Below are 23403 nucleotides of genomic sequence, written 5' to 3'. Positions count from 1 at the left end.
CAAGCAGTTTTAAGCCGCTTTTTGCGCATCAACGCGATTACTTGAGCTCAACAGTCGCGCCAGCTTCTTCCAGAGCCTTTTTCAGCTCTTCAGCTTCATCTTTGGAAACGCCTTCTTTGATGGTAGACGGAGCGCCGTCAACCAGCTCTTTGGCTTCTTTCAGGCCCAGGCCGGTAGCGCCACGGACAGCCTTGATGACGTTTACTTTCTTGTCGCCGGCAGCAGCCAGAACAACGTTGAACTCAGTCTGCTCTTCAGCAGCAGCGCCGGCATCACCAGCCGGACCAGCCATAACAGCAGCAGCGGCAGTTACGCCGAACTTCTCTTCCATGGCTTCGATCAGAGTAACAACGTCCTTAACAGACATTTCAGAGATTGCGTTGATGATATCTTCGTGAGTCAGAGACATGATTCAAATCCTGATAATTGGGTAGAGCAATAGCTCGTTAAAACTTTCAAGAAACAGCCGAGAACGAATCTCAGGCAGCTTCCTGCTCTTTCTGGTCGCGAATGGCCGCAATGGTACGAACCAGCTTGCCGGCTGAAGCTTCTTTCAAGACGCTCATCAGCTTAGCGATTGCTTCGTCGTAAGTCGGCAGGCTTGCCAGCATTGTGATATCGACCAGTTCACCTTCGAAGGCGGCTGTTTTCAGCTCGAACTTCTCGTTCTTTTTCGCGAAATCCTTGAGGATACGCGCACCGGCACCCGGGTGCTCGGTGGAGAAGGCGATAATGGTCGGACCTACAAAGCTGTCCTGCAGACATGCGTAGTCAGTGCCATCTACTGCGCGACGAGCCAGTGTATTACGTACGACTTTCAGCCATACGCCGTTTGCACGGGCTTCTTTACGCAGAGCAGTCATGTCTTCTACAGTTACACCGCGTGAATCGGCTACAACTGCAGACAGAGCAGACTTGGCAGCTTCCTGGACTTCAGCGACGATCGCTTTTTTGTCTTCGAGTCCTAATGCCACGATTTACTCCTGGATATAGTCTTGCGACTGTTTACCAACCACCCCCTGCGGGGCTTCTGAGTACGGTGGTTTTGATTCATGTGAATCGCACCGTCTGCGCAGGCTGGTGTTTCCATTAAGATGCCGCAACCGAAGTGACGACATCACCTGCGGTCTTTGACGGCCTTCGTCTCTGTATTACAGGTCACGAAGACCCTCAAAAAACCTTTACGTCGATCAGAAGCTCAGAGAGGACTGATCGATCGCCAGACCCGGGCCCATGGTAGTGGACAGGGTCACTTTCTTGACGTAAACACCCTTGGCGGAAGAAGGCTTCAGCTTCTTCAGTTCAGCCAACAATGCTTCAACGTTCTGCTGGATAGCCTGAGCTTCGAAGCCCAGCTTGCCAACTGAACAGTGAATGATACCGTTCTTGTCAGTACGGAAGCGCACCTGACCAGCTTTGGCGTTGTTAACGGCAGTCGCCACGTCGGGAGTTACAGTACCAACCTTCGGGTTCGGCATCAGACCGCGCGGACCCAGAATCTGACCCAACTGACCAACAACGCGCATAGCGTCCGGAGTCGCGATCACAACGTCAAAATCCAGGTTACCGGCTTTTACCTGCTCAGCCAGATCATCGAAACCAACGATGTCTGCACCAGCTGCTTTTGCCTTCTCGGCATTTTCGCCCTGCGCGAAAACCGCAACACGAACATCCTTGCCGGTACCGTTCGGCAGTACGCTGGAGCCACGTACAACCTGATCAGATTTACGCGGGTCAACACCCAGGTTCACCGCAACGTCGACAGACTCGGTGAACTTGACAGCGGAAACTTCGCCCAGCAGAGATACAGCATCTGTTACTGCGTACAGCTTGCCGCTCTCGATTTTTTCACGAATCGCCTTCTGGCGCTTTGTCAGCTTAGCCATTATTCATCACCCTCTACAACAAGGCCCATGGAGCGCGCGCTTCCGGCGATGGTGCGGACAGCCGCATCCATGTCAGCCGCGGTCAGATCAGGCATCTTGGTGGTTGCAATCTCTTCCAGCTGAGCGCGGGTAACAGTACCCACTTTTTCAGTGTTCGGACGCGCAGAACCACTCTTCAGACCTGCAGCCTTCTTCAACAGAATGGCAGCCGGCGGAGTCTTGGTGATGAACGTAAAGCTGCGGTCGCTGTATACAGTAATAACAACCGGAGTCGGCAGACCAGGCTCGATACCCTGAGTCTGGGCGTTGAACGCCTTACAGAACTCCATGATGTTAACACCGTGCTGACCCAGAGCCGGACCTACTGGAGGACTCGGGTTAGCCTGACCTGCTTTTACCTGCAGCTTGATATAAGCGTTGATTTTCTTAGCCATTAAGCTACTCCTTTGGGTTCAAACGCCCTGAGGGCTCCCCATTTCCACAACAACGAAAACCGCCTGATGGCGGCTTCGTTACCAGAATCTCAGGCCTTTTCGACCTGAGTAAATTCAAGCTCGACCGGTGTCGAGCGCCCGAAGATGAGAACAGCCACCTGCAAACGGTTCTTCTCGTAGTTAACCTCTTCGACCACGCCGTTGAAGTCAGCAAAGGGACCGTCGATGACACGCACCATCTCACCGGGTTCAAATACAGTCTTGGGCCTTGGCTTGTCTGCACCGCTTTCAACACGCTGCAGAATTTCCTGAGCCTCTTTTTCAGTAATCGGTGCAGGCTTATCAGCCGTACCACCAATGAAACCCATTACGCGGGGAGTATTCTTCACCAGATGCCAGGTCTCATCATTCATGGCCATCTGCACCAGCACGTAACCGGGGTAAAACTTGCGCTCGGACTTACGCTTTTTGCCGTCACGAATCTCAACCACCTCTTCGGTGGGAACCAGCACTTCGCCGAACAGATCCTGCATGCCATGCAGTTCAATCCGTTCTTTCAGTGCATTCATGACGCGCTTTTCGTAGCCGGAGTAGGCATGCACGACATACCAGCGCTTCTTGTCCATGTCCATGCTCACACCTCTTATCCGATGGCGCCGGACACCAGCCAACCCAACAGGGAATCAAGCCCCCAGAGCGCCAGCCCGACCAACAGTACAGCAATCACTACAATTGCAGTTGTCTGCAGCGTTTCCTGGCGCGTCGGCCAGACAACCCTGCGAATCTCATTCTTGGCTTCTTTGAACAGCCTGAAGAATGCCTTTCCTTTCGCGGTCTGCAGTGCAACCAGCCCTGCAATCACCGCCAGCGCCAACAGCGCCAAAACACGGTACAGCAGTGACTCGCCAGCGAACATGGAGTTCCCTACCACACCAGCTGCAACCAATGCTACAACGACAAGCCACTTCAGGCCGTCGAGTTTAGATCCTTCGGAAGTCACTTTAGAGTTCACGCCAGGGCCTCGGAAAAATGAAAGCTTGCGCTTTGTGTGACGCCATTCCCGATTAGGAATGGCAGGCCAGGAGGGACTCGAACCCCCAACCTGCGGTTTTGGAGACCGCTGCTCTGCCAGTTGAGCTACTGGCCTGTTGCGTAACAGGGAGGCACATTATATGCACCTCCCCACACAGGTGCAACAGGTAATTACCGAATTTTATTCGATAATCTTGGCTACCACACCTGCGCCAACAGTACGACCACCTTCACGGATAGCGAAGCGCAGGCCTTCTTCCATCGCGATCGGGTTGATCAGGGTAACGGACATCTGAACGTTGTCACCCGGCATTACCATTTCAACACCTTCCGGCAGTTCACATGCGCCAGTGATGTCAGTGGTACGGAAGTAGAACTGCGGACGGTAGCCCTTGAAGAACGGAGTATGACGACCGCCTTCTTCTTTGCTCAGCACGTACACTTCGCCTTCGAACTGAGTATGCGGCTTGATTGAGCCCGGCTTGCACAGTACCTGACCACGCTCAACGTCGTCACGCTTGGTACCACGCAGCAGCGCACCAACGTTCTCACCGGCACGGCCCTGATCCAGCAGCTTGCGGAACATCTCAACACCAGTACAGGTGGTCTTGGTGGTGTCGCGGATACCCACGATTTCCACTTCGTCACCCACGTTCAGGATGCCACGCTCGATACGACCGGTTACTACGGTACCACGACCGGAGATGGAGAATACGTCCTCGATCGGCATCAGGAACGGCAGGTCAATTGCACGCTCAGGCTCAGGAATGTACTCGTCCAGAGTCTCAACCAGCTTCTTAACAGCAGAGGTGCCGAAGCCGTTGTCGTCTTCACCGTTCAGCGCCATCAGCGCAGAACCTACAACGATCGGAGTGTCGTCGCCCGGGAAGTCGTACTGATCCAGAAGTTCGCGAACTTCCATCTCCACCAGTTCCAGCAGCTCTTCATCGTCTACCATGTCCGCTTTGTTCAGGAACACGACGATGTAAGGTACACCTACCTGACGTGACAGCAGGATGTGCTCACGGGTCTGCGGCATGGGGCCGTCAGCAGCAGAACATACCAGGATCGCGCCGTCCATCTGGGCAGCACCGGTGATCATGTTCTTAACGTAGTCAGCGTGTCCCGGGCAATCTACGTGCGCGTAGTGGCGAGTCGGTGATTCATACTCTACGTGTGAAGTAGAGATGGTGATACCACGCTCACGCTCTTCCGGTGCGTTGTCGATACCGTCGAAGGCAACGGCTGCGCCGCCCCATACTTCTGCACAGACGCGAGTCAGTGCAGCGGTCAGTGTCGTTTTGCCGTGGTCAACGTGGCCTTTTTTCGTTCGCGAGTCAACCTGATCAAGTCGTTTCAAGGACGCAAATACAACAAAGGGTAGACATATCTCTATATCTACCCTTTGCGACAAAACTGGAGCTCATGGGCGGATTTGAACCGCCGACCTCACCCTTACCAAGGGTGTGCTCTACCCCTGAGCTACATGAGCATATTCGGTACATCTTCGTTGGAGCGGGTAGCGGGAATCGAACCCGCCTCTTCAGCTTGGAAGGCTGAGGTAATAGCCACTATACCATACCCGCTTGAACGGAGATGGTGGTGGGAGGTGGATTCGAACCACCGAAGCTCGCGCGTCAGATTTACAGTCTGATCCCTTTGGCCACTCGGGAACCCCACCAGCCTTTCAAACACTTCGTCGAGATGGTGCCGGCACGAGGAGTCGAACCCCGGACCTACTGATTACAAGTCAGTTGCTCTACCAACTGAGCTATACCGGCCTTGTCTCTCGAAGTGGTGCGTATCTTACTGATCCGACTGGGACTGTGCAAGCCCAGAACATAATTTTTTTTCAATTTTTATACCCGGCCATCCTCGCAGTAACAACTGACTGGGGGCAAGGCCAATTTCCGTTCCCGCTGACACCTCAACTTCAAGCAGAACACCCGTACCTGGCTGCATGACCGGCTGCAATTCACTGTTAAGTCCCAAGCCTTCCTTCAGCGCACGCTGCTCAACCGCTGCTTCTGCACGGGCACGATTACCGGTGAACGGCCCCAGCAGGAAGCGCCCCTGACGGGTTTGCGGTACCCACCCCGCAATCGCCAGCCGGTCAAGCAACTCACGTTGCGCCTGAGCCTGTGATGGAATCTCAACCGCCAGCTGATAACCCACCACCTCTTCCGGGGCGGGGAACTGTGCAACGGCCATTGCGATCGGCGCCAGCAGTTGGGCGGCCTGCCCAGCTTCATTCTCCGTTGCAAAAACGCCCACCTGATAACACTCGAGCTGAAGCGGGCGTACAACCTCCCCTCCGGACAACTCATGCAACAGCCGTAACCTGGTTACCTGATCCTGACTGAAGGCACTGCTGGCAGTTGCCGTCTGCTCACGCTGCGCGTACCACAAAAAAAGCAGCGCATTGCACAACAGCAGAATCAGCAACAACCAACGCAGCATGCCTTACTCCAGCGCCCAACGCAGTCCTTCAAGGACCAGATCAGGCACAAGCTCTCCCATACCCATAAGTTCGCAAAACAGAGCACCATCACCCCCGGTCACCAGCAAGGGCGCACCTGTCTGCTGCTGTTCCAGCCAACGCGGCAGCATTTGTGCCAGCGAGCTGAACATCAGATTTGTTCCATGAGCCACAGCACTGCTGGTATCACAACCCGGTTCAAGACTGAACACCTCGATGTCACGATCGACCAGTATGCCGGCCGTAGAGCCGGTCAACACCTGACGCATCAAGCGCAGGCCCGGTAGTATATAGCCGCCGAGATGTTCACCTTCGGCACCGAGCAGATCGATTGTAATTGCACTGCCACAATCAATGATGCAGCAGGCCTGCCCGCAACGCTGCCAGGCTGCCAACATCACCAACCAGCGATCAACCCCCATTCTGGCCGGATCAGCATAACTGTTACGCACACCGGCAGCCGCTGTAGCCGTTCGCGCAAATCGCACCGGCACACCCCAAACCGCTGCAACTGATGCAGACAACGCCTGCTCGAAAGCGACACCGGCAACCGAGCCTGCCAGCACCTGTTGCGGCACCTCAGGGCAGTCAGCCAGACTCGCAGCACTGAAGTCGCGCGTCAGCCAGCGCCCGCTTGCCGCTGCAGCGTCATTCCCCTGTCTGTAGCGCCATTTGATGAACGTATTACCCGCATCGACCTCAAGTATCATTGCAGTCGCACGCTCATTTCGCCACCATGGAACACTTCCTGTCCGGCACTCGTTTGCAGCCGCAACCCACCTTGATCAGTCACCCCCAAACAGACCCCTTCATACCGGCGTGGCCCTGAGGTCAGCGCCACCTCGCGCCCACGAAAGGCGTTGGCCTCCTCCCAGGCGGAACGCAGTGGCGCAAAGCCACTGGTTTCAAAGCGCTCCAGCATGTGGATCAGCTCACTCACCACAGTCGCAAGCAGCTGTGTTTTTGAACCGGAATATCCCAGCTGAGTCAGGTCCACACAGGGTTGATCCAGCTGCTCAACCATTGCTTCAGGCAATTGGACATTGAGACCTATACCAATAGCCACCTGACATTCACCCGCCGCATCGCCACTGAGTTCAATCAGAATTCCACCCAACTTGGCATCATTCACCAGCAGATCATTGGGCCACTTGAGACCGATATTCACTAGCCCCTCCTGTGCCAACGCCTGCTGCAGTGCCAACCCGACAGCAAGACTGAGCCCCTCAAGGGCGGCAGCACCACTGTTAAAGCGCCAGGCCAGAGAGAAACAAAGACTTGAGCCCAGCGGGCTGACCCATTGCCGCCCACGTCGCCCCCGTCCCGAGTGCTGATACTCGGAAGCGAACAGCCCAGTCGTGAGCCCCGCCTGCATGGCATCCAGTGCACGCGTATTGGTTGAATCCGTTTCCACCGTCAGCACCAACTGCCCAAGCCGGTCTCGCACAGGTTGCGGCAGCTGCTGCTGCAGGTCAGCTTCATCCAGCAGATCCAGGCCTCCGGGAATACGATATCCCCGTCCCTTCACGCTATACACCTCAACACCCAGCTCCTGCAGCCGCTGCATGTGCTTCCAGACAGCACTGCGACTGATGCCCAGGGTTCGACCAAGTTCACTGCCGGAATGGAATGCACCATCAGCCAGAACCCGCAACAGGTTATCCAGCATCATGCAGTCTTGCCTCCAGCACGATCCAGCACGATAAAACTGTAATCATAAGGATTGGGCTCAATGGCACTGAAGTCTTCCCGAGCCATCTCTTGCCACTGCGTGGGGTCGAGCGGCGGAAAATGCGCATCACCCTGCACCTCGGCATGAACCTGAGTCAAATAAAGGCGATCAGCCTGCGGCAGGGCAAGTGCATATATCTCGGCACCACCAATGACCAGCGACTCCTCAAAGCCATTGACGAGTGCCAGGCTCTCCGCCAGCTCAATCGCCTGTTGCAGACTGTGGACAACCCGGACCCCTGCACCATCATGAGTCCAGTCCGGATTGCGCGTGATGACGATGTTGGTGCGTCCCGGCAGCGGTCGACCAATCGACTCGAAGGTTTTGCGCCCCATGATGATCGGCTTACCCAAAGTCACCCGCTTGAAGTACTTCAGATCCTCCGGCAGATACCAGGGCAGCTTATTGTTATTACCAATTACTCGGTTTTGAGACTGGGCAGCAATCATCGCCAGACGCATGAGATCTCCTCGGATTCAGACAGCGATAGGGGCTCGAATGGCAGGATCAGGCGCATAGCCGATCACCTCGAAATCATCGTATTCATAGCTGAAGATATCCGCCGGGCGGCGCTTTATCTGCAGCTGAGGCAAGCGCTTGGGCGTACGCGACAACTGTTCGTCCACAATGGCCGGATCACTCAGATGATTTGCATACAGGTGCAGATCGCCAAAGGTATGCACAAACTCCCCCACCTCAAGATCACATTGCTGTGCGATCATGTGGGTCAGTAGCGCATAGGAGGCTATATTGAATGGCACCCCCAGAAAGAAATCGGCACTGCGCTGATACAGCTGGCAACTCAGCCGACCGTTTGCCACATAAAACTGGAACAGAGTGTGGCAGGGAGGGAGAGCTGCCTTGCCGTGCCGGGCATTCTCTTGCGGGCTGAGCGACTCATCCGGCAGATCCGCCGGGTTCCAGCCACTGACGATCAGGCGGCGTGAGTTGGGGGTGCGCTTGATCTGTTCAACAACAGTGGCGATCTGGTCGATACTGGACCCATCCGGACAGGCCCATGAACGCCACTGCTTGCCGTAGACCGGCCCCAGCTCACCGTTTTCCAGCGCCCATTCATTCCAGATACTAACCCCGCGCTGCTGCAGCCAGGTGTTGTCGGTGCTGCCTGAGAGAAACCAGAGCAACTCGTAGATCACCGACTTCAGGTGCACCTTTTTAGTGGTCAACAGTGGAAAACCTTCACTCAGATCAAACCGCATCTGGCGCCCGAACAGGGAACGTGTACCTGTACCTGTGCGATCACCCTTGTCAGTGCCCTGCTCCTTGATCTCACGCATCAGATCCAGATACTGCTGCATATGCGCCCCGCTCCAAAAACAAATGGACTTCATTCTAGGGCGTTTGGGTTGTGTAGACCAGATCGATCTATGTTTTGCGGCGGTAAGCCAGCAGCATCAGCAACCCTCCCAGCAGCAGCATTGGCAGCGACAACAACTGCCCCATGGTCAGCCAGTCAAACGCGATAAAGCCGAGATGCCCGTCCGGCTCACGCACAAATTCAACCAGAAAGCGGAAACTGCCATACGCCATCAAAAACAGGCCCGACACTGCCATGCGCGGGCGAGGACGGGATGAAAACCACCACAGCAATACAAACAGGACAACACCCTCCAACAGCATCTGATACAGCTGTGACGGGTGTCGTGCCAACATGTCACCGGCACGGGGGAAGATGACGCCCCAAGACTGATCCGTTGGCCGTCCCCAGACCTCCCCGCCGATAAAGTTGCCCAACCGGCCAGCGCCGAGCCCGATCGGCACCAGTGGCGCAATGAAATCCCCGATTTCGAAGAAGGTTTTCCCTTGTCGCCTAGCAAACAGCCATGCCACCGCGAGCACGCCCAGCAAGCCCCCGTGGAAAGACATGCCCCCCTCCCACACGGCGAACAGCCAGAGCGGGTCCTGCAGAAAATAGTCAGAATTGTAGAACAGGACGTAGCCTGCACGCCCACCGACGATCACGCCGACCGCGCCCCAGAATACCAGATCCGACACCTGCTGCTCGGTCCAGCCTGAACCTGGTTGACGGGCACGCCTATTGCCCAGCCACCAGGCACCGCCAAAACCGATCAGATACATCAGTCCATACCAGTGAATTTGCAGCGGGCCCAGCTCCAGCGCCAGCGGGTTGATATTATGAATCCACATAAAGCCTCACCAGAGATTACCGAGAATAAAACGCAGCGATACCGCGAGCAAAAACAGGGCAAAAACCTTTTTCAGCTTCGCCTGCGGCAGACTGTGTGCCAGCCGCGCACCGATCGGCGCCGTCAGATAGCTGGCCACGACAATACCGGCAAACGCCGGCAGGTAAACATACCCCAGACTCCACGCTGGCAGCTGCTGTTCACCCCAGCCGAGCCAGATATTGGTGCCGGCCCCCATCAGTGCGATTGGAAGACCACAGGCCGCTGAAGTCGCAACTGCCTGCTGCATATCGATCCGACGCCAGTTCAGATAAGGCACCGTCAGGGTACCGCCACCGATACCGAAAATCGCAGACGCCCAGCCAATCCCTGCCCCTGCTACCCCAAGCTCAGGTTTTGATGGCTGCGCATCACCTGCAGAAGGCTTGAGATTCAGGGCCATCTGGATGGCTACCAACAGCACAAAAATGCCGATGGTCAGCTGCAACACCGGGCCAGGCAGTTGTACTGCCGTATTCACGCCGAGCAGAGCGCCAAACAGAATGCCCGCCCCCAGCGGCCGGAACAGTTCCCAGCGCACCGCCCGACGCCCGTGATGCGCCCGAACAGAGCTGATCGACGTGACTACGATGGTTGCCAGCGAGGTTGCCACCGCCATATGGGTCAGTACAGCAGCGGATATTCCCTGCAGCTCAAAGGTAACGATCAGCACCGGCACGATCAGCAGACCGCCACCGATTCCAAACAGGCCGGCAACGACACCAGCCAGCGCACCCAGCAACAGATACAGCGCCAAAGTTGTTAACATGGTTTCAATCCTGGTACGAAAAAGTCGATTATATTAGTGACTGTTGCCCACAGATGAAACCGGAGGGGATGTGTGTCTGCTCACTATTGCCGTTAATGCCGATCCGGAATGGCCGCTGCTGCTGGTTGCCAACCGTGATGAATTTCATGCGCGCCCCACCGCACCCGTCGCCCCCTGGCCAGACCTGCCCATTTTGGGCGGTCGGGATCTGCAGGCAGGCGGCAGCTGGATGGCACTGGGGAACAACAATCGCTTTGCACTGGTTACCAATCACCGCGATGCACGGCGCCAGCCACCCGAGGAAGCCCCCAGCCGCGGGACGCTGGTTACGGAGTTCATTCTCTCTCAGCAATCGGCACAGGATTTCTGCCAAAGCCTTACAGCCGCACGTGCCGGCTTCAACCTGCTGCTGGCCGATGGCAAGGGACTTTGGCATTACAGCAACGTCAACGGTCTGTGTCAGCCGGTCATGCCCGGCATCCATGCATTAAGCAACGCGCTGTTGGATACACCCTGGCCAAAGGCACTGCGTGCCAGGGCAACCCTGGCACGCGCCATGGATAACTGTGAGCTGAGCGAAACCCAGCTACTGCGATTGCTGCACGATGAGCATCGCCCCAGTGATGAGGCACTGCCGGATACCGGTATCCGGCTGGAACGGGAACGGCTGCTGTCATCCTGCTTCATCCGTTCGCCGGATTATGGTACCCGCGCCAGCACTCTTTTGCTGCAGCACCGCAGCGGCCGCATGCTGTTTTTGGAGGAGGGATACGACCGGGATGGCCGCGCACTCAGTCTGCGCCGCTACAGTCTGGATCGTCCTCTGCTGGTTCCTGTTGATTGGGAAGGCGTGGCCGGGTCAGCTGCCCCAGGCCGAGATGCTTGAGGGTACGACGCAAATACCGGTGGATCTCTTCGGCATCATCCATGCGCAGCACTTGGCTGAGCAGTGACTGCGCTCTGGCCAGGCTTACACCACGAATGGCGGACTTGACCCGTGGAAGGTTGTTGGAGTTCATTGACAGCACTTCATACCCCATCGCCATCAACAGCAGAGCTCCGCCGGGGTCAGCTGCCATCTCGCCACAAATGGAAACCGGCTTGCCCTCCTTGCGGGTTTCACGGGCAATGTACTGCAGCGCGCGCAATACAGCGGGATGATAGGGTGCATACAAGCCGGCCACGCGCGGGTTGTTGCGGTCCACCGCCAGCAGGTACTGGGTCAAATCGTTGGACCCCACTGAGATGAAATCGACTATGCGTGCAAAGCGGCGCACCTGGTACACCGCGGCCGGAACCTCTACCATCACGCCGACCATCGGGCGCTCAACCGCGTAACCTTCATCCTGCAGCTCGGCCAACGCACGGTCGATCTGGCGCATCGCCTCTTCGACTTCGTGCACACTGGTCACCATCGGCAGCATGATGCGCAGATTGTTGAGCCCCTCGGAGGCGCGCAACATGGCCCGCACCTGTACCAGAAATATTTCGGGGTGGTCCAGGGTTACTCGGATACCGCGCCAGCCCAGGAAGGGATTGTCTTCCTCGATCGGGAAGTAGGGCAGCGCCTTGTCGCCGCCGATATCCAGTGTTCGCATGGTCACGGGCCGTGGTGCAAACGCTTCCATCTGACTGCGATAACTCTGCAGCTGCTCCTGTTCGCTGGGGAAGAAATCACGGATCATGAAGGGAATTTCAGTACGATACAGACCGATCCCTTCGGCACCACGCTCCAGTGAGCGGGTCACATCCGCCACCAGCCCGGTGTTGACCCACAGCGGCATGCGATAACCGTCCGTTGTTTCAGCCGGCAGGTCCCGGAGACCTTCCAGCCCGGCTGCCACCAACCGCTCTTCACGCATCACTTCACGGAAGGCTTCCAGCAACTGTTCCGAAGGGTTCACATAGATGCGACCGGAGTAACCGTCCACTATCACCTTGCGCCCTTCAAGGCGGGTAAAGGGCAGGTCGACCACCCCCATCACGGTGGGTATGCCGATTGAGCGTGCCATGATCGCTGCATGGGAATTGCCCGAGCCGGTCACCGATACCAGTCCGACCAGCTTGTTCTCCGGCACCATGCCCAGCATCGCCGGCGACAGTTCATCTGCGATCAGGATACTGTCATCGGGATAATCTACCTCCATCGGGCCTGCACTTTCCTGCAGATAGCTGAGAATGCGCCGGCCAAGGTCGCGCACATCGGTAGCCCGCTCACGCAGGTAGGCGTCTTCCATGGCGTTGAACTGCTTCACATGGCCAAGGATAACTTCGCGCAGCGCGCCCTGAACCCAGTTGCCGGCACGAATGTGCGCCTCAATTTCAGTCTTGAGCGCCGGGTCATCCAGCATCCGCAGGTAAACGTCAAACAGCGCCTGTTCTTCGGACTTCAGCCGCTGTGCCAGACTGCGTCCCGCGGTGCGGATATCATCCCGTACCGCTTCCATCGCCATCTCCAGACTGTGCAGCTCCTGCTCGACATCGTGTGGAGTCTTGTCTGGAACGGTTTCCAGCTCGGCGTCGATGGTTGCCACGACCACAGTTCCAATCGCCACTCCCGACGCGGCAGCCACACCATCGAAGCGACGATCATGCACCGCCTTCGCCTCGGCCTGGGGGTGCTGCTCCGAGTTGATTGAACCGGTCGCCTCTGCATGGGCGATAACCCCCGCCAACTGGGCCGACACCGTTACCAGAAAAGCCTCTTCACTTTCATCAAAGCGGCGCAGATCATGCTGCTGTACGACCAGTACCCCCAGTACACTGCGGTGATGGATGATCGGCACCCCCAGGAAGGCATGAAAGCGCTCTTCTCCGGTTGACTGGAGGTAGTGAAACGCCGGGTGACTGAAGGCATCTTCCAGGTTGATCGGCTCGGCTCGCTGTCCCACAAGCCCCACGATACCCTCTGTCATGGACAGGCTGACCTTGCCGACCGCTTCCTGATTCAGCCCCTGGGTTGCTCGCAGTACATAGCGCTTCTGCACTGAGTCCAGCAAAAAAATAGAGCACACCTCCGTCCGCATGGCACGCTGAATACGGCGCACAATCAGGTCCAGCACAGACTCCAGGTCCGGGGCAGTACTGACTTCCTGTACGATTTTGCGCAGTACACTCAACATGCTCATGGAGCGCTCCTATCTCTGCATCAGACCACGGCCTATAAACGTGCCAACCGCGGTGACAACTCCTTCATCGCTTTCCGATACACCTCGCGCTTGAAGGACACCACCTGCCCCAGAGGGTACCAATAACTTACCCACTCCCAGCCATCAAACTCGGGAGAGTCGGTATGGTCGATCCGCACGGCACTGTCTTCACTGAGCATCCGCAACAGGAACCATTTCTGCTTCTGGCCTACACACACAGGGTGTGAGTGGCGCCTGATCATGCGTTTGGGCAAACGGTAGCGCAGCCAGCCTCTCGTCACCGCCATGATTTCAACATCATGGGGCGACAAACCGATCTCTTCGCTCAGTTCACGATACATTGCCTGCTCCGGCGTTTCGTTCGACTGTATGCCCCCCTGCGGGAACTGCCAGGCGTTCTGCCCGATGCGTCTTGCCCAAAGAACCTGACCCTGCGAATTAACCAGAATGATTCCGACATTGGGCCTGAATCCATCTGTATCAATCACAATTCTGATCCCGATCAATATACGTTTTAGTTTTATTGTTCCACAGATCCGTGATTTGGCAAATAGCCACCGCTTCTCGGCAATTGCACGTACCTCCAGGCCCGTCTATGCTTGCGCTTTATTTTCAGCCGGCTCCGCCGGCAACCGACACTGAGGGAGTTAGCCGTGAGCCTGGCGATTTTTGATCTGGACCATACCCTGATCGGCGGCGACAGCGACCATGCCTGGGGCGAATTTTTGTGCCGCAAGGGCGTGGTAGACGAAACGGAATACCGCGCTGCCAATGACCGCTTCTATGAAGAGTACCTGCGCGGCGAGATGGATATCCACCAGTTTCTGAATTTTGCGCTGAATCCACTGGCTCAGCACTCACCGGAACAACTGGACAGATGGCACGCAGAATTCATGCAGGAGTGCATCGAGCCGATCATCCTGCCCAAAGCGGAAGCATTGCTGCAACAGCACCGAGAACAGGGCGACTTTCTGCTGATCATCACTGCAACAAACCGCTTCGTAACGGCACCCATTGCCCAACGGCTGGGTGTCGATGATCTGCTGGCCACCGATCCAGAGATGATCAACGGCCGTTTCACCGGTAAGGTCGCCGGTACGCCGTGTTTCCAGAGTGGCAAGGTGATACGCCTCCAGCAGTGGCTGAAACAGACCGGCCACAGCCTGAAAGACAGCTGGTTCTACAGCGACTCCAATAACGACCTGCCACTGCTGGAAGTAGTGGACAACCCGGTAGCTACCAACCCGGGTGAACGCCTGCTCACAACGGCAGAGGCACGTGGCTGGCCGATCCTGCAGTTGATGGAGTGATATCGATGGCTGCGCCGGGGTGACTCTGTTTCGGCGCGGCCATTCCCCATCAGAGGCGCGTGCGGCAGGCTTTCATGCTGGCATTAAGCGCACGCATGATGGAACGACGGCTAATCACCCCCGCCAGCCGACCGTCCTTGCCCACGACCGGCCAGGTTTTGGGTTTATCACCGCCCATTTTCTGCACCTGATCAATAATGTTCTCTCCGGGGCTGGCACACAGCGGCTCGCTGAACATGATATCGCGCACCTGAATCCGGCTATCACAGTGGTAACTGCCACTGATTAGATAACCGACACAATCATGCTCGGACACAAAGCCACACACCCGATGCTCATCATCAACCACGGGCAAACCGCTCTGGCCAGACTGCAGTACCAGATCCACCGCCTCGGCCAGCGTCATCTCCACGTGCAGCGGATGGGGTACAGGCTGCATCAAATCCTCTACGCGTTGCTGATGAATCATATTGACTCTCCTTGGGTCACCGGTCGTCTTTTGCGGCTATTATCTCAGATCGTTGCCTGCTTCTGTCTTGATTATAGTCAGGGACAGGGGTTGGGGTAGCGTTGATGGATCGCTTCAATTTCTGCCAACAGGTCGGAAGTCAGGGTCAGCTGCAGGGACGCGAGGTTACTGCGCAGCTGGGTCATGCGAGTCGCGCCAATGATATTACTGCCCAGGAAAGGCCTGCTGTTCACATAGGCCAGCGCCATTTGTGCCGGGTCCATGCCCTGCTCGGCCGCCAGCGCCAAATAAGCATCGGTGGCCGCAAGTCCCTGCTCGGTAATATAGCGCTTGTACTCGGGAAACAGCGCCAGACGCGATCCCTCAGGGCGGGCCCCTCCTGCGTATTTGCCGCTGAGCACGCCAAATCCCAGCGGTGAGTAGGCCAACAGACCCACCTTTTCACGCAGCAGCACCTCGGCAAGCCCTACCTCGGTCGTGCGGTTGAGCAGGCTGTAGGGATTCTGTACCGAGATGATCCGAGGCAGACCCAGCTGCTCGGCCAGCTGAAGGCACTTCATGGTACCCCAGGGGGTTTCGTTGGACAGACCGATGTAGCGGACCTTGCCCTCGCTTACCAGGTCCCCCAGTACACGCAATGTTTCAGCCAATGGCGTGCCATCGGCTGAAGGGTCGTGCTGATAGCCCAGCTGGCCAAAGAAGTTGGTCTTGCGATCGGGCCAGTGCAGCTGATACAGGTCGATATAATCCGTTTGCAAACGGGTAAGGCTGCCTTCGATTGCCGCACGCAGATTGGCCTCGTCATGGTGCAGATCAGGACGCAAATAGCTAACCATTTCGCCAGGACCGGCTGCCTTGGTGGCCAGTACGACCTGATCCCGACAACCGCGTTGTTGCATCCAATTGCCGATATACTGCTCCGTACGCCCCTGAAACTCTGCAGCGGTGGGCACCGGATACATCTCGGCGGCATCGATCAGGTTCACGCCCTGAGCCAAGGCATAATCGAGCTGTTCGAACGCTTCTGCCTCACTGTTCTGACGCCCGAAGGTCATGGTCCCCAGTGCGATACGGCTGACATTCAGCTCGGACTGTCCCAGCATTTGATACTGCATTGCGCTCTCCTCTGACTTTAGACCTGTTTAACCTGAAGGCAGCACGCGCATAAAGTAGGCTTTCAGGTATTCGGTTTCGGGAATGGCCGGATGGATCGGGTGATCCGAGCCCTGGCTGCCCTGCGCGAAGATCTGGCCGTTACGATCCAGCTCGCGGCTGTTCGCGCGCAGAATATCTACCAGACGGCTCTTTTCCAGATGCATGGAACAGGACGCGGATATCAGTGTGCCGTCCTTTTCCAGCAGCCGCATGGCCAGATTATTGATACGGGCATAGGCACGCTCGCCGTTGCGGATATCCTTGCGCCGGGCGATAAAGGCCGGCGGGTCCACAATCACTACATCAAAGCGCTCCTTGTCGGCGACCAGTGCCTTGCACAGGTCAAAGGCATCGCCCTGCAGGCCCCGGAAGCGGGTTTCACCCTCATTGATGCGCGCATTTTCGGCTGCCACTTCCAGCGCCGTCACCGAAGCATCCACACACACCACTTCGCGGGCACCGGCGGCCAGTGCCTGCGCCCCCCAGCCGCCAACGTAACTGAACAGATCCAGCACCCGCTTGCCCTTGACCAGCGTCTGCATGCGCGCCCGGTTCTCACGGTGGTCATAAAACCAGCCGGTTTTCTGTCCAGTCAGAATCGGCGCCAGCAGGTTCACCCCGTTTTCCATCAGCGGGGCAAGCTCCGGCACTTCGCCCTGCACCACTTCGACATAGGTCTCCAAGCCTTCGGTTGCACGCATCTTGCCGTCATTGCGGAACACAATCGCCTGCGGCTGGAACACTTTGTTAAGCGCATCCACGATTTCCTGCTGCAGCTGTTCCATGCCGGCACTGGAAATCTGCACCACAAAGATGTCGTAGAAACGGTCCACCACCAGCCCGGGCAAAAGATCGGCATCGCCAAAGATCAACCGGTAACAGGGCTGATCAAAGCACATTTCACGCAGTGACTGGGCCACCTTGAAGCGATGTACCAGCAGCGAGCGATCCAGCGGATAACGCAGATCCCGGCTCAGCATTCGGCCACAGATCAGTGTATTGGGGTTTACCGAGGCAATACCCAGCGCTTTGCCACGGGCATCCTGTACCACCACCTGCTCACCGGGCTCGAAAGCCTTCAGCGGTGTGGCCTGGTTGTCCACTTCGTTGCTGTAGATCCAAAGATGGCCAGCCCTAAGGCGGCGGTCTGCATTGTTCTGAAGCTGGAGGGGTCTGAGATTCATCGTATTCACATGCTCTGAAATGACTGTCCCGGCCTGAGCCGGGACAGTGGAATTATGCAGGCCCAACGGCCGGGTTCAGCTTTCGGACTCGCAGTGCGCTGCGTATCCGTCGGCATCCAGCAGATCATCGAGCTCTGCTGGGTCCGTCAGCTTGAGTTTGAAGAACCAGCCATCACCATAGGGATCAGAGTTGACCAGTTCTGGAGAATCTTCAAGTGCTTCATTGATTTCCACGACCTCACCACTGAGAGGAGCATAGACATCGGAAGCGGCCTTGACGGATTCCACCACACCGGCATCATCCCCGGCTGAAACTTCATCACCCACATCCGGCAATTCGACAAACACCACATCACCCAGCAGGTCCTGAGCGTGCTCGGTAATACCGATGGTCACGACACCTTCACCCTCTTCGCGGATCCACTCGTGGCTGGCGACATATTTCAGTTCATTGGGGATGTTGCTCATCTGGGCTTCCTATCGGTCTTGTTCAGGATTCAGGAAAAAACTTTTTCACCATGGCGTACGAACGGCGGTTTCACCACCTGCACGCGCACACGCTTGCCACGCACTTCGACTTCGGCGTCACTGCCGATACCTGCCGGCACCCGCGCCAGCGCAATGGAGTGTCCCAGGGTAGGTGAGAAACTGCCGCTGGTAATTTCACCTTCACCCAGCCCATCGACCACCACTTTCTGGTGGGAGCGCAGCACCCCACGTTCAGTCAGGACCAAGCCTACCTGGCGTTCGGCAACCCCGTCAGCCTTCTGTGCTTCCAGCGCTGCTCGACCGACAAAGTCGCGCTCTGCCGGTTCCCAGGCGATGGTCCAGCCCATACCAGCGGCCAGTGGTGATACACTTTCATCCATATCGGAGCCGTACAGGTTCATGCCCGCTTCCAGTCGCAGGGTATCACGAGCGCCCAGACCACAAGGAGCGACACCCGCGTCCAGCAAGTGCTGCCAGAAGTCTGCCGCCTCTTCTTCGGGCAGCATGATTTCCAGACCGTCCTCACCAGTATAGCCGGTACGCGCAATAAACCAGCCTTCCGATTCCTGGCCCACAAAGGGCTTCAGCTCGGAAATCAGGCGGGCACGAGACTCGCTTACCACCTGCTCCACACGCTGACGCGCTTTCGGGCCCTGTACAGCAATCATGGCCAGGTCGGGCTGCTCGGTCAGCGTAACGTCAAAGCGCACGGCCTGATCAGCCATCCAGAGCAGATCCTTGTCACGGGTACCACAGTTGACCACTACCCGATACCATTCACCGGATGAATCCGGTTCGGTCATCAAATAGACGATCAGATCATCGATCACGCCGCCCTTTTCGTTCAACATGCCGCTGTAAAGCGCCTTACCCTTCTGCCGCAACAGTGCCACATCGTTCGCCAGCAGGTGGCGCAGGTAACTGCGTGCCTGAGCTCCGGACACATCCACCACTGTCATGTGGGACACATCGAACATGCCTGCGCTCTGACGTACCTTATGATGTTCTTCAACCTGGGATCCGTAATGCAGTGGCATGTCCCAACCACTGAAATCAACCAGCTTGGCGCCCAGCGCATGATGTTGTTCGTAGAGTGCGGTCTTATGTCCCATCGGCAAACTCATCTGCAGCAGTGTTCGGAATTTGCAGCTTCAACAGCCACGTCGCAACCGGTTAACACAAAAAAAGGGAAGACAATGTATCGGCATTTACGCCGCAGTTCAATCTTTAACCGCCCGTCAAATAGTTGGACGCCACGCCAGCGCCGGTCGCTCACCCGAAAGCCCCATCGCCTGCAGCACCAAGTGTTGCTTAAGCGGCTCCAACCGGTCGGTTAGATTCATGCCACAGCTGCGTAACAGACGCACAACCGGCGGCCGGGGTGCAAACAGGCGACGAAACCCTTCCATGGCAGCAGCCATGGTCAGATTGGCGCTACGACGCTGACGCTGGAAGCGGCGCAACACTGCTTCATCGGTCCAGCTTTCACCTCGCGCCTTGGCTGCCAGCAGCACTTCAGCCAACGCGGCGGCATCCATAAAACCGAGATTTACGCCCTGCCCGGCCAAGGGGTGGATGGTATGGGCGGCATCACCCACCAGTGCAAGTCCCGTCTCGGCATAGCGGTGTGCGTGGCGCTGGCGCAGCACAATCGAGCGGCGTTCGTCACAGCCCTCGATGCGCCCCAGGCGGTGTTCAAAAGCGCGCCCAAGGGCGGTGCAGAAGTCAGCTTCATCCAACGCCATCAAGCTGGCAGCATGCTCGGGTGAAGTCGACCAGACAATTGACAGGGTACGATCATTCTTCGCGGCCAGCGGCAGCAGTGCCAGCGGGCCATCTTCGGTAAAGCGCTGCCAGCAGGTATCCGCGTGTGACTGTTCGGTGTGAACAGTGGTGACAATGGCGTGATGACCATAGTCCCACTCAGTGGCACCAATGCCTGACAACTGTCGCGTCAGGGATTCCGCTCCATCAGCCCCTACCAGCAACCGAGTCTCAATGCGACGACCATTACTCAACACCAGCTCGCGGTGACCATCGGTATCAGGAGCCGACAACTGCCTCAGGGATACATCGCTGATCAATTCCACATTATCAAACCGATTGAGCTGCTCATGCAGCGCCGCCAATATCACACTGTTCTCAACAATATAGCCCAGGCAGTTTTCATGCAGGGCATCGGCACTGAAATGGATACGGCCACTGCCCTCGCCATCCCAAACCTCCATATCGGTATAGGCTGCGGCACGCCTTGCCTGCACACCGCTCCAGGCGAACAAAGAGGTCAGCAGTTGAACAGATGCCAGATTGAGAGCACTGACGCGGGCGTCATGCCTGCCCAGAGTCATGGCAGCGTCGGCTTCTGCCAACCACTGCTGCAACGATCCGGGACGCTGCTCAAGCAGCTGAATCCTGACACCTGAAGGTGCCAGCGCACAGGCCAGTGCGGCGCCCACCATGCCGGCGCCACTGATCACAATATCGGTCATAGAGGATGAGGTCATGTTCAGCTCCGACAGGAAAGAGGGTCAGCGAAGCCGTGCGGCGGGCTGGTCAAGCCCCATGGCGGCACGGGCAAACAGGGTTTTGGCAGGAGGACAACTTTCAAGCAGCTGCAGCCCGCTGCCACGCAGGGCCCGCAGCAGTGGATTGTGGCTGGTAAACAGTTTCATGGTTCGATCACTGAACTGAATGGTACGAAACTGATCCTGACGCCGCTGCTCAACAAACTCCTGCAGCGCAGTCAGGTCACCCAGCGCAAGGTCGGCACGCTTGCGCGCGATGATCAAGTCTGCCAGCGCAACGGCGCCGCGCAGGGCAAGATTGTAGCCCTGTCCGGCAATCGGATGCAGGGCGTGCGCGGCGTTACCCAGCACCACCAGCCCGGCACGCACCTGCTCTTCTGCCAGCGACAGCTTCAGCGGGTAATGATAGCGCTCACCCACCGCGGTAAAACGGCCGGCACGGTAACCGAAGCGCTCCTGCAGGCGCGCCAGAAACGCCGCGTCATCCAGCGCCAGAACCCCGTCCAGCTCGTCATCACCCAGAGTCCAGACCAGACCGCAACGGTTGTGGCCGTTGATCGATTCGCCGGGCAGCAGCGCCAGCGGGCCATCCTGAGTGAAGCGCTCATAGGCTATGTTGCGGTGCGGCCGATCCAGTGACACATTGGCAACCAGTGCATGCTGATCATAGGACTGTACGCTGTAGCCAATTCCCAGCTGTTCGCGCAGGGACGAGCGACCACCGTCAGCCATGACCACCAGGTCAGCCTGCAGTCTCTGCTGCTCGCCGTTGACCTGCAGCTGCAGCCTGTTGCCGCCGGCACGCTGCTCCAGCGCAGTCACCTCGACCGGCGCCATCAGAGTCAGCCACGGACCGACATTGCGCTGTAGCTGGCTATTCAACACCTGACCCAGCCAATGGTTTTCTACCACATAGCCCAGCGCCGGGACGGCCTCATCCTCGGCCTGTAGCCGGGTGGTGCCGAAACGCCCGCGCTCGGACACGTGTATGGTATTGATCGGCGTCAGATGAGCCTGCAGCGCCTGCCAAAGCCCCATACGCTCATACAGGGTGCGCACACCCTGAGCCAGCGCCGTTGAGCGATTGTCGTAACTTGGGGTGAAAATCGGCTCATCCGCACCCGGCAAAGGCTGGGCTTCGACCAGTGCCATCCGCAGATTGAGCGCTTTTGCCGTTGGCAGCAGGGCGCAGGCCAGACTCGCCCCGACCATGCCGCCACCAATTATGACCAGATCATACTGCTGCATGCGCGTTCCTCACTGAGTCAGCGGCGAGCCATCAGCTCTTCGATGGCGGCAACGGTTTTGGGTACGGCCGAAGTAAGCACCTCGCAGCCCGCAGGCGTGACCAGCACATCATCTTCTATACGGATACCGATTCCGCGCCAGCGAGGCTCAACACTGTCATCATCCGGTGCGATATACAGCCCCGGCTCCACGGTCATCACCATACCCGGCTCAAGCGGTCGCCACTCGCTCTTCAATTTGTACTGGCCCACATCATGCACATCCATCCCCAGCCAGTGACCGATGCGATGCATGTAGAAACGACGATAGGCACCTTCCTCAATCAACGCATCACGCTCGCCCACAAGCAGACCCAGCTTAATCAGCCCATCGGTCAGACACTCAACCGACAGATCGTGAATCTTGTTCCAGGGGACACCAGGCTTCATCGCCGCGATGCAGGCTTCCTGGGTATCCAGTACCAGCTGATACAGCGCCTTTTGTTCGTCACTGAAGCGGCCATTGACCGGAAAGGTACGGGTAATATCGCTGGCATAGTTGTCCAGCTCACAACCGGCATCGATCAGCACCAGATCACCATCCTGCATCTGAGCGCTGTTTTCGATGTAGTGCAGAATGCAGGCGTTGGCGCCGGCGCCCACAATCGGTGAGTAGGCTTGAAAGCGGGCGCCCTGCTGCATGCAGTAGCCGGTAATCTCGGCCTCCAGCTGGTATTCATGCATCCCGGGGTTTGCTGCGCGCATGGCGCGGCAATGCGCTTCAGCCGAGATTTCGGCGGCACGACGCATCACCTCCTGCTCGGCTTCAGACTTGAACAGGCGCAGCTCATGCAGCAAATTATCCAACAGCACCAGCTCTTCCGGCGCCTGCGCACCCTGACGGGCTCGGCCGCGAATCTCGTTGAGCCAGCCGCGTACCCGACCATCCAGGGCTTCATCGCTGCCCAGTGCATAGTAGAGCCGGCTGGCACCATCCAACAGGCTCGGCACTGTCTGCTCAAGCTCTGTCAGCGAGAACGCCTGGTCCGCGCCAAAATCACGTACACAGCCCTCGGGGCCGGCGCGGTAGCCGGTCCAGATCTCCATCTGCGGGTCGCGCGGCGGACAGAAAAGCACAAACTCACCCTCGACTCGACCGGGAATCAGGAGCAACAAGGCGTCCGGCTCATTAAAACCGGTCAGGTAATAAAAATCGCTGTCCTGGCGAAAGCTGTACTCGGCATCGCGGTTGCGCGTTTTCAGATGGGCTGCACAGACCAGCGCCACACTGCCGGCCGGCAACTTTTCCAGCAACCTTTGGCGGCGACGGGCAAATTCAGATTGAGCAATTTTCATG

26 protein-coding genes and 5 tRNA genes are annotated in these 23403 nt (G+C 57.5%); 2 read left to right on the top strand and 29 right to left on the bottom strand.

Annotation, left to right across the window (positions count from 1 at the left end; translation table 11 throughout):
* Positions 1 to 37: 37 nt before the first annotated feature.
* The 19 genes from rplL to BLV48_RS09505 all read right to left on the bottom strand — a co-directional run bounded on the left by rplL (position 38) and on the right by BLV48_RS09505 (position 10539).
* Positions 38 to 409, bottom strand: coding sequence for a 50S ribosomal protein L7/L12 (rplL, locus tag BLV48_RS09595; RefSeq protein WP_091826376.1), 372 nt, complete (start codon positions 407 to 409; stop codon positions 38 to 40).
* A gap of 70 nt (positions 410 to 479) precedes the next feature.
* Positions 480 to 974, bottom strand: a complete 495-nt coding sequence (rplJ, locus tag BLV48_RS09590) for a 50S ribosomal protein L10 (RefSeq protein WP_091826374.1) — start codon at positions 972 to 974, stop codon at positions 480 to 482.
* Between the two features lie 216 nt (positions 975 to 1190).
* Complete coding sequence (rplA, locus tag BLV48_RS09585; RefSeq protein WP_091826373.1) at positions 1191 to 1886, bottom strand: 50S ribosomal protein L1; 696 nt, start codon at positions 1884 to 1886, stop codon at positions 1191 to 1193.
* Entirely contained in the window at positions 1886 to 2320 is a 435-nt protein-coding gene (rplK, locus tag BLV48_RS09580) for a 50S ribosomal protein L11 (RefSeq protein WP_091826371.1), read from the bottom strand. Before rplK ends, rplA begins: the two co-directional genes overlap by 1 nt.
* A gap of 89 nt (positions 2321 to 2409) precedes the next feature.
* The gene (gene nusG / locus BLV48_RS09575; RefSeq protein WP_175527633.1) at positions 2410 to 2952 is read right to left on the bottom strand and encodes a transcription termination/antitermination protein NusG; all 543 of its coding nucleotides are present in this window, start codon (positions 2950 to 2952) and stop codon (positions 2410 to 2412) included.
* 11 nt (positions 2953 to 2963) lie between these two features.
* A complete protein-coding gene (gene secE / locus BLV48_RS09570; protein WP_139253902.1) occupies positions 2964 to 3332 on the bottom strand; it encodes a preprotein translocase subunit SecE in 369 nt (122 codons plus the stop codon).
* A 59-nt stretch (positions 3333 to 3391) separates the two neighbouring features.
* Positions 3392 to 3467, bottom strand: a tRNA-Trp gene (locus BLV48_RS09565).
* 66 nt (positions 3468 to 3533) lie between these two features.
* On the bottom strand, positions 3534 to 4712 hold the full coding sequence (tuf, locus tag BLV48_RS09560; protein ID WP_091826368.1) for an elongation factor Tu: 1179 nt from the start codon (positions 4710 to 4712) through the stop codon (positions 3534 to 3536).
* A 57-nt stretch (positions 4713 to 4769) separates the two neighbouring features.
* A tRNA-Thr gene (locus tag BLV48_RS09555) sits at positions 4770 to 4844 on the bottom strand.
* A 19-nt stretch (positions 4845 to 4863) separates the two neighbouring features.
* Positions 4864 to 4938: transfer RNA gene (locus tag BLV48_RS09550), tRNA-Gly, on the bottom strand.
* Positions 4939 to 4949: 11 nt separating this feature from the next.
* Positions 4950 to 5033: transfer RNA gene (locus BLV48_RS09545), tRNA-Tyr, on the bottom strand.
* A gap of 24 nt (positions 5034 to 5057) precedes the next feature.
* Positions 5058 to 5133 (bottom strand) — tRNA-Thr (locus BLV48_RS09540).
* A gap of 25 nt (positions 5134 to 5158) precedes the next feature.
* Positions 5159 to 5812, bottom strand: a complete 654-nt coding sequence (locus BLV48_RS09535) for a hypothetical protein (protein ID WP_091826366.1) — start codon at positions 5810 to 5812, stop codon at positions 5159 to 5161.
* Between the two features lie 3 nt (positions 5813 to 5815).
* Positions 5816 to 6541, bottom strand: a complete 726-nt coding sequence (locus BLV48_RS09530) for a type III pantothenate kinase (protein WP_091826364.1) — start codon at positions 6539 to 6541, stop codon at positions 5816 to 5818.
* The gene (gene birA / locus BLV48_RS09525; protein ID WP_254775008.1) at positions 6538 to 7503 is read right to left on the bottom strand and encodes a bifunctional biotin--[acetyl-CoA-carboxylase] ligase/biotin operon repressor BirA; all 966 of its coding nucleotides are present in this window, start codon (positions 7501 to 7503) and stop codon (positions 6538 to 6540) included. Before birA ends, BLV48_RS09530 begins: the two co-directional genes overlap by 4 nt.
* Positions 7500 to 8024, bottom strand: coding sequence for a dihydrofolate reductase (locus BLV48_RS09520; RefSeq protein WP_091826362.1), 525 nt, complete (start codon positions 8022 to 8024; stop codon positions 7500 to 7502). The genes birA and BLV48_RS09520 overlap by 4 nt, the downstream gene beginning before the upstream one ends.
* A gap of 15 nt (positions 8025 to 8039) precedes the next feature.
* Complete coding sequence (locus BLV48_RS09515) at positions 8040 to 8882, bottom strand: thymidylate synthase (RefSeq protein WP_091826361.1); 843 nt, start codon at positions 8880 to 8882, stop codon at positions 8040 to 8042.
* 67 nt (positions 8883 to 8949) lie between these two features.
* Positions 8950 to 9732 carry a prolipoprotein diacylglyceryl transferase gene (gene lgt, locus BLV48_RS09510; RefSeq protein ID WP_091826359.1) on the bottom strand — a complete coding sequence of 261 codons (783 nt, stop codon included), beginning with the start codon at positions 9730 to 9732 and terminating at the stop codon, positions 8950 to 8952.
* 6 nt (positions 9733 to 9738) lie between these two features.
* Positions 9739 to 10539 (bottom strand): sulfite exporter TauE/SafE family protein, encoded by an 801-nt coding sequence (locus BLV48_RS09505; protein WP_091826357.1) that lies wholly within the window; start codon positions 10537 to 10539, stop codon positions 9739 to 9741.
* A 70-nt stretch (positions 10540 to 10609) separates the two neighbouring features.
* Between BLV48_RS09505 and BLV48_RS09500 the strand changes: the two genes are divergently transcribed.
* Entirely contained in the window at positions 10610 to 11425 is an 816-nt protein-coding gene (locus BLV48_RS09500; RefSeq protein ID WP_091826356.1) for an NRDE family protein, read from the top strand.
* Here BLV48_RS09500 and ptsP read toward each other — a convergent pair.
* The gene (gene ptsP, locus BLV48_RS09495; RefSeq protein WP_091826525.1) at positions 11331 to 13661 is read right to left on the bottom strand and encodes a phosphoenolpyruvate--protein phosphotransferase; all 2331 of its coding nucleotides are present in this window, start codon (positions 13659 to 13661) and stop codon (positions 11331 to 11333) included. The two genes, BLV48_RS09500 and ptsP, sit on opposite strands and share 95 nt — an antisense overlap.
* Before the next feature lie 38 nt (positions 13662 to 13699).
* Positions 13700 to 14176 carry an RNA pyrophosphohydrolase gene (locus BLV48_RS09490; protein WP_091826354.1) on the bottom strand — a complete coding sequence of 159 codons (477 nt, stop codon included), beginning with the start codon at positions 14174 to 14176 and terminating at the stop codon, positions 13700 to 13702.
* Between the two features lie 165 nt (positions 14177 to 14341).
* Between BLV48_RS09490 and BLV48_RS09485 the strand changes: the two genes are divergently transcribed.
* The gene (locus BLV48_RS09485; protein WP_091826353.1) at positions 14342 to 14998 is read left to right on the top strand and encodes a histidinol-phosphatase; all 657 of its coding nucleotides are present in this window, start codon (positions 14342 to 14344) and stop codon (positions 14996 to 14998) included.
* 49 nt (positions 14999 to 15047) lie between these two features.
* Here BLV48_RS09485 and BLV48_RS09480 read toward each other — a convergent pair whose 3' ends face one another.
* The 8 genes from BLV48_RS09480 to pepP form a co-directional block, all read right to left on the bottom strand.
* A complete protein-coding gene (locus tag BLV48_RS09480) occupies positions 15048 to 15467 on the bottom strand; it encodes a CBS domain-containing protein (protein WP_254775007.1) in 420 nt (139 codons plus the stop codon).
* A 77-nt stretch (positions 15468 to 15544) separates the two neighbouring features.
* On the bottom strand, positions 15545 to 16582 hold the full coding sequence (locus tag BLV48_RS09475; protein WP_091826351.1) for an NADP(H)-dependent aldo-keto reductase: 1038 nt from the start codon (positions 16580 to 16582) through the stop codon (positions 15545 to 15547).
* A gap of 27 nt (positions 16583 to 16609) precedes the next feature.
* Entirely contained in the window at positions 16610 to 17806 is a 1197-nt protein-coding gene (locus BLV48_RS09470; protein ID WP_091826350.1) for a class I SAM-dependent rRNA methyltransferase, read from the bottom strand.
* Between the two features lie 75 nt (positions 17807 to 17881).
* Positions 17882 to 18274: a glycine cleavage system protein GcvH gene (gene gcvH / locus BLV48_RS09465; protein WP_091826348.1), complete on the bottom strand. Its 393-nt coding sequence runs from the start codon at positions 18272 to 18274 to the stop codon at positions 17882 to 17884.
* 29 nt (positions 18275 to 18303) lie between these two features.
* Complete coding sequence (gene gcvT / locus BLV48_RS09460; RefSeq protein ID WP_091826346.1) at positions 18304 to 19407, bottom strand: glycine cleavage system aminomethyltransferase GcvT; 1104 nt, start codon at positions 19405 to 19407, stop codon at positions 18304 to 18306.
* 126 nt (positions 19408 to 19533) lie between these two features.
* Complete coding sequence (locus BLV48_RS09455) at positions 19534 to 20799, bottom strand: UbiH/UbiF/VisC/COQ6 family ubiquinone biosynthesis hydroxylase (RefSeq protein WP_091826344.1); 1266 nt, start codon at positions 20797 to 20799, stop codon at positions 19534 to 19536.
* A 24-nt stretch (positions 20800 to 20823) separates the two neighbouring features.
* Entirely contained in the window at positions 20824 to 22068 is a 1245-nt protein-coding gene (ubiH, locus tag BLV48_RS09450) for a 2-octaprenyl-6-methoxyphenyl hydroxylase (RefSeq protein WP_091826342.1), read from the bottom strand.
* A 17-nt stretch (positions 22069 to 22085) separates the two neighbouring features.
* Complete coding sequence (pepP, locus tag BLV48_RS09445; RefSeq protein WP_091826521.1) at positions 22086 to 23402, bottom strand: Xaa-Pro aminopeptidase; 1317 nt, start codon at positions 23400 to 23402, stop codon at positions 22086 to 22088.
* Position 23403 lies beyond the last annotated feature (1 nt).

Source organism: Marinobacterium iners DSM 11526 (assembly GCF_900107855.1).
In the GTDB taxonomy this organism is placed as follows: domain Bacteria; phylum Pseudomonadota; class Gammaproteobacteria; order Pseudomonadales; family Balneatricaceae; genus Marinobacterium; species Marinobacterium iners.
The sequence above is the reverse complement of the archived record's forward strand: the minus strand, read 5'-3'. Positions and strand labels throughout refer to the sequence as shown.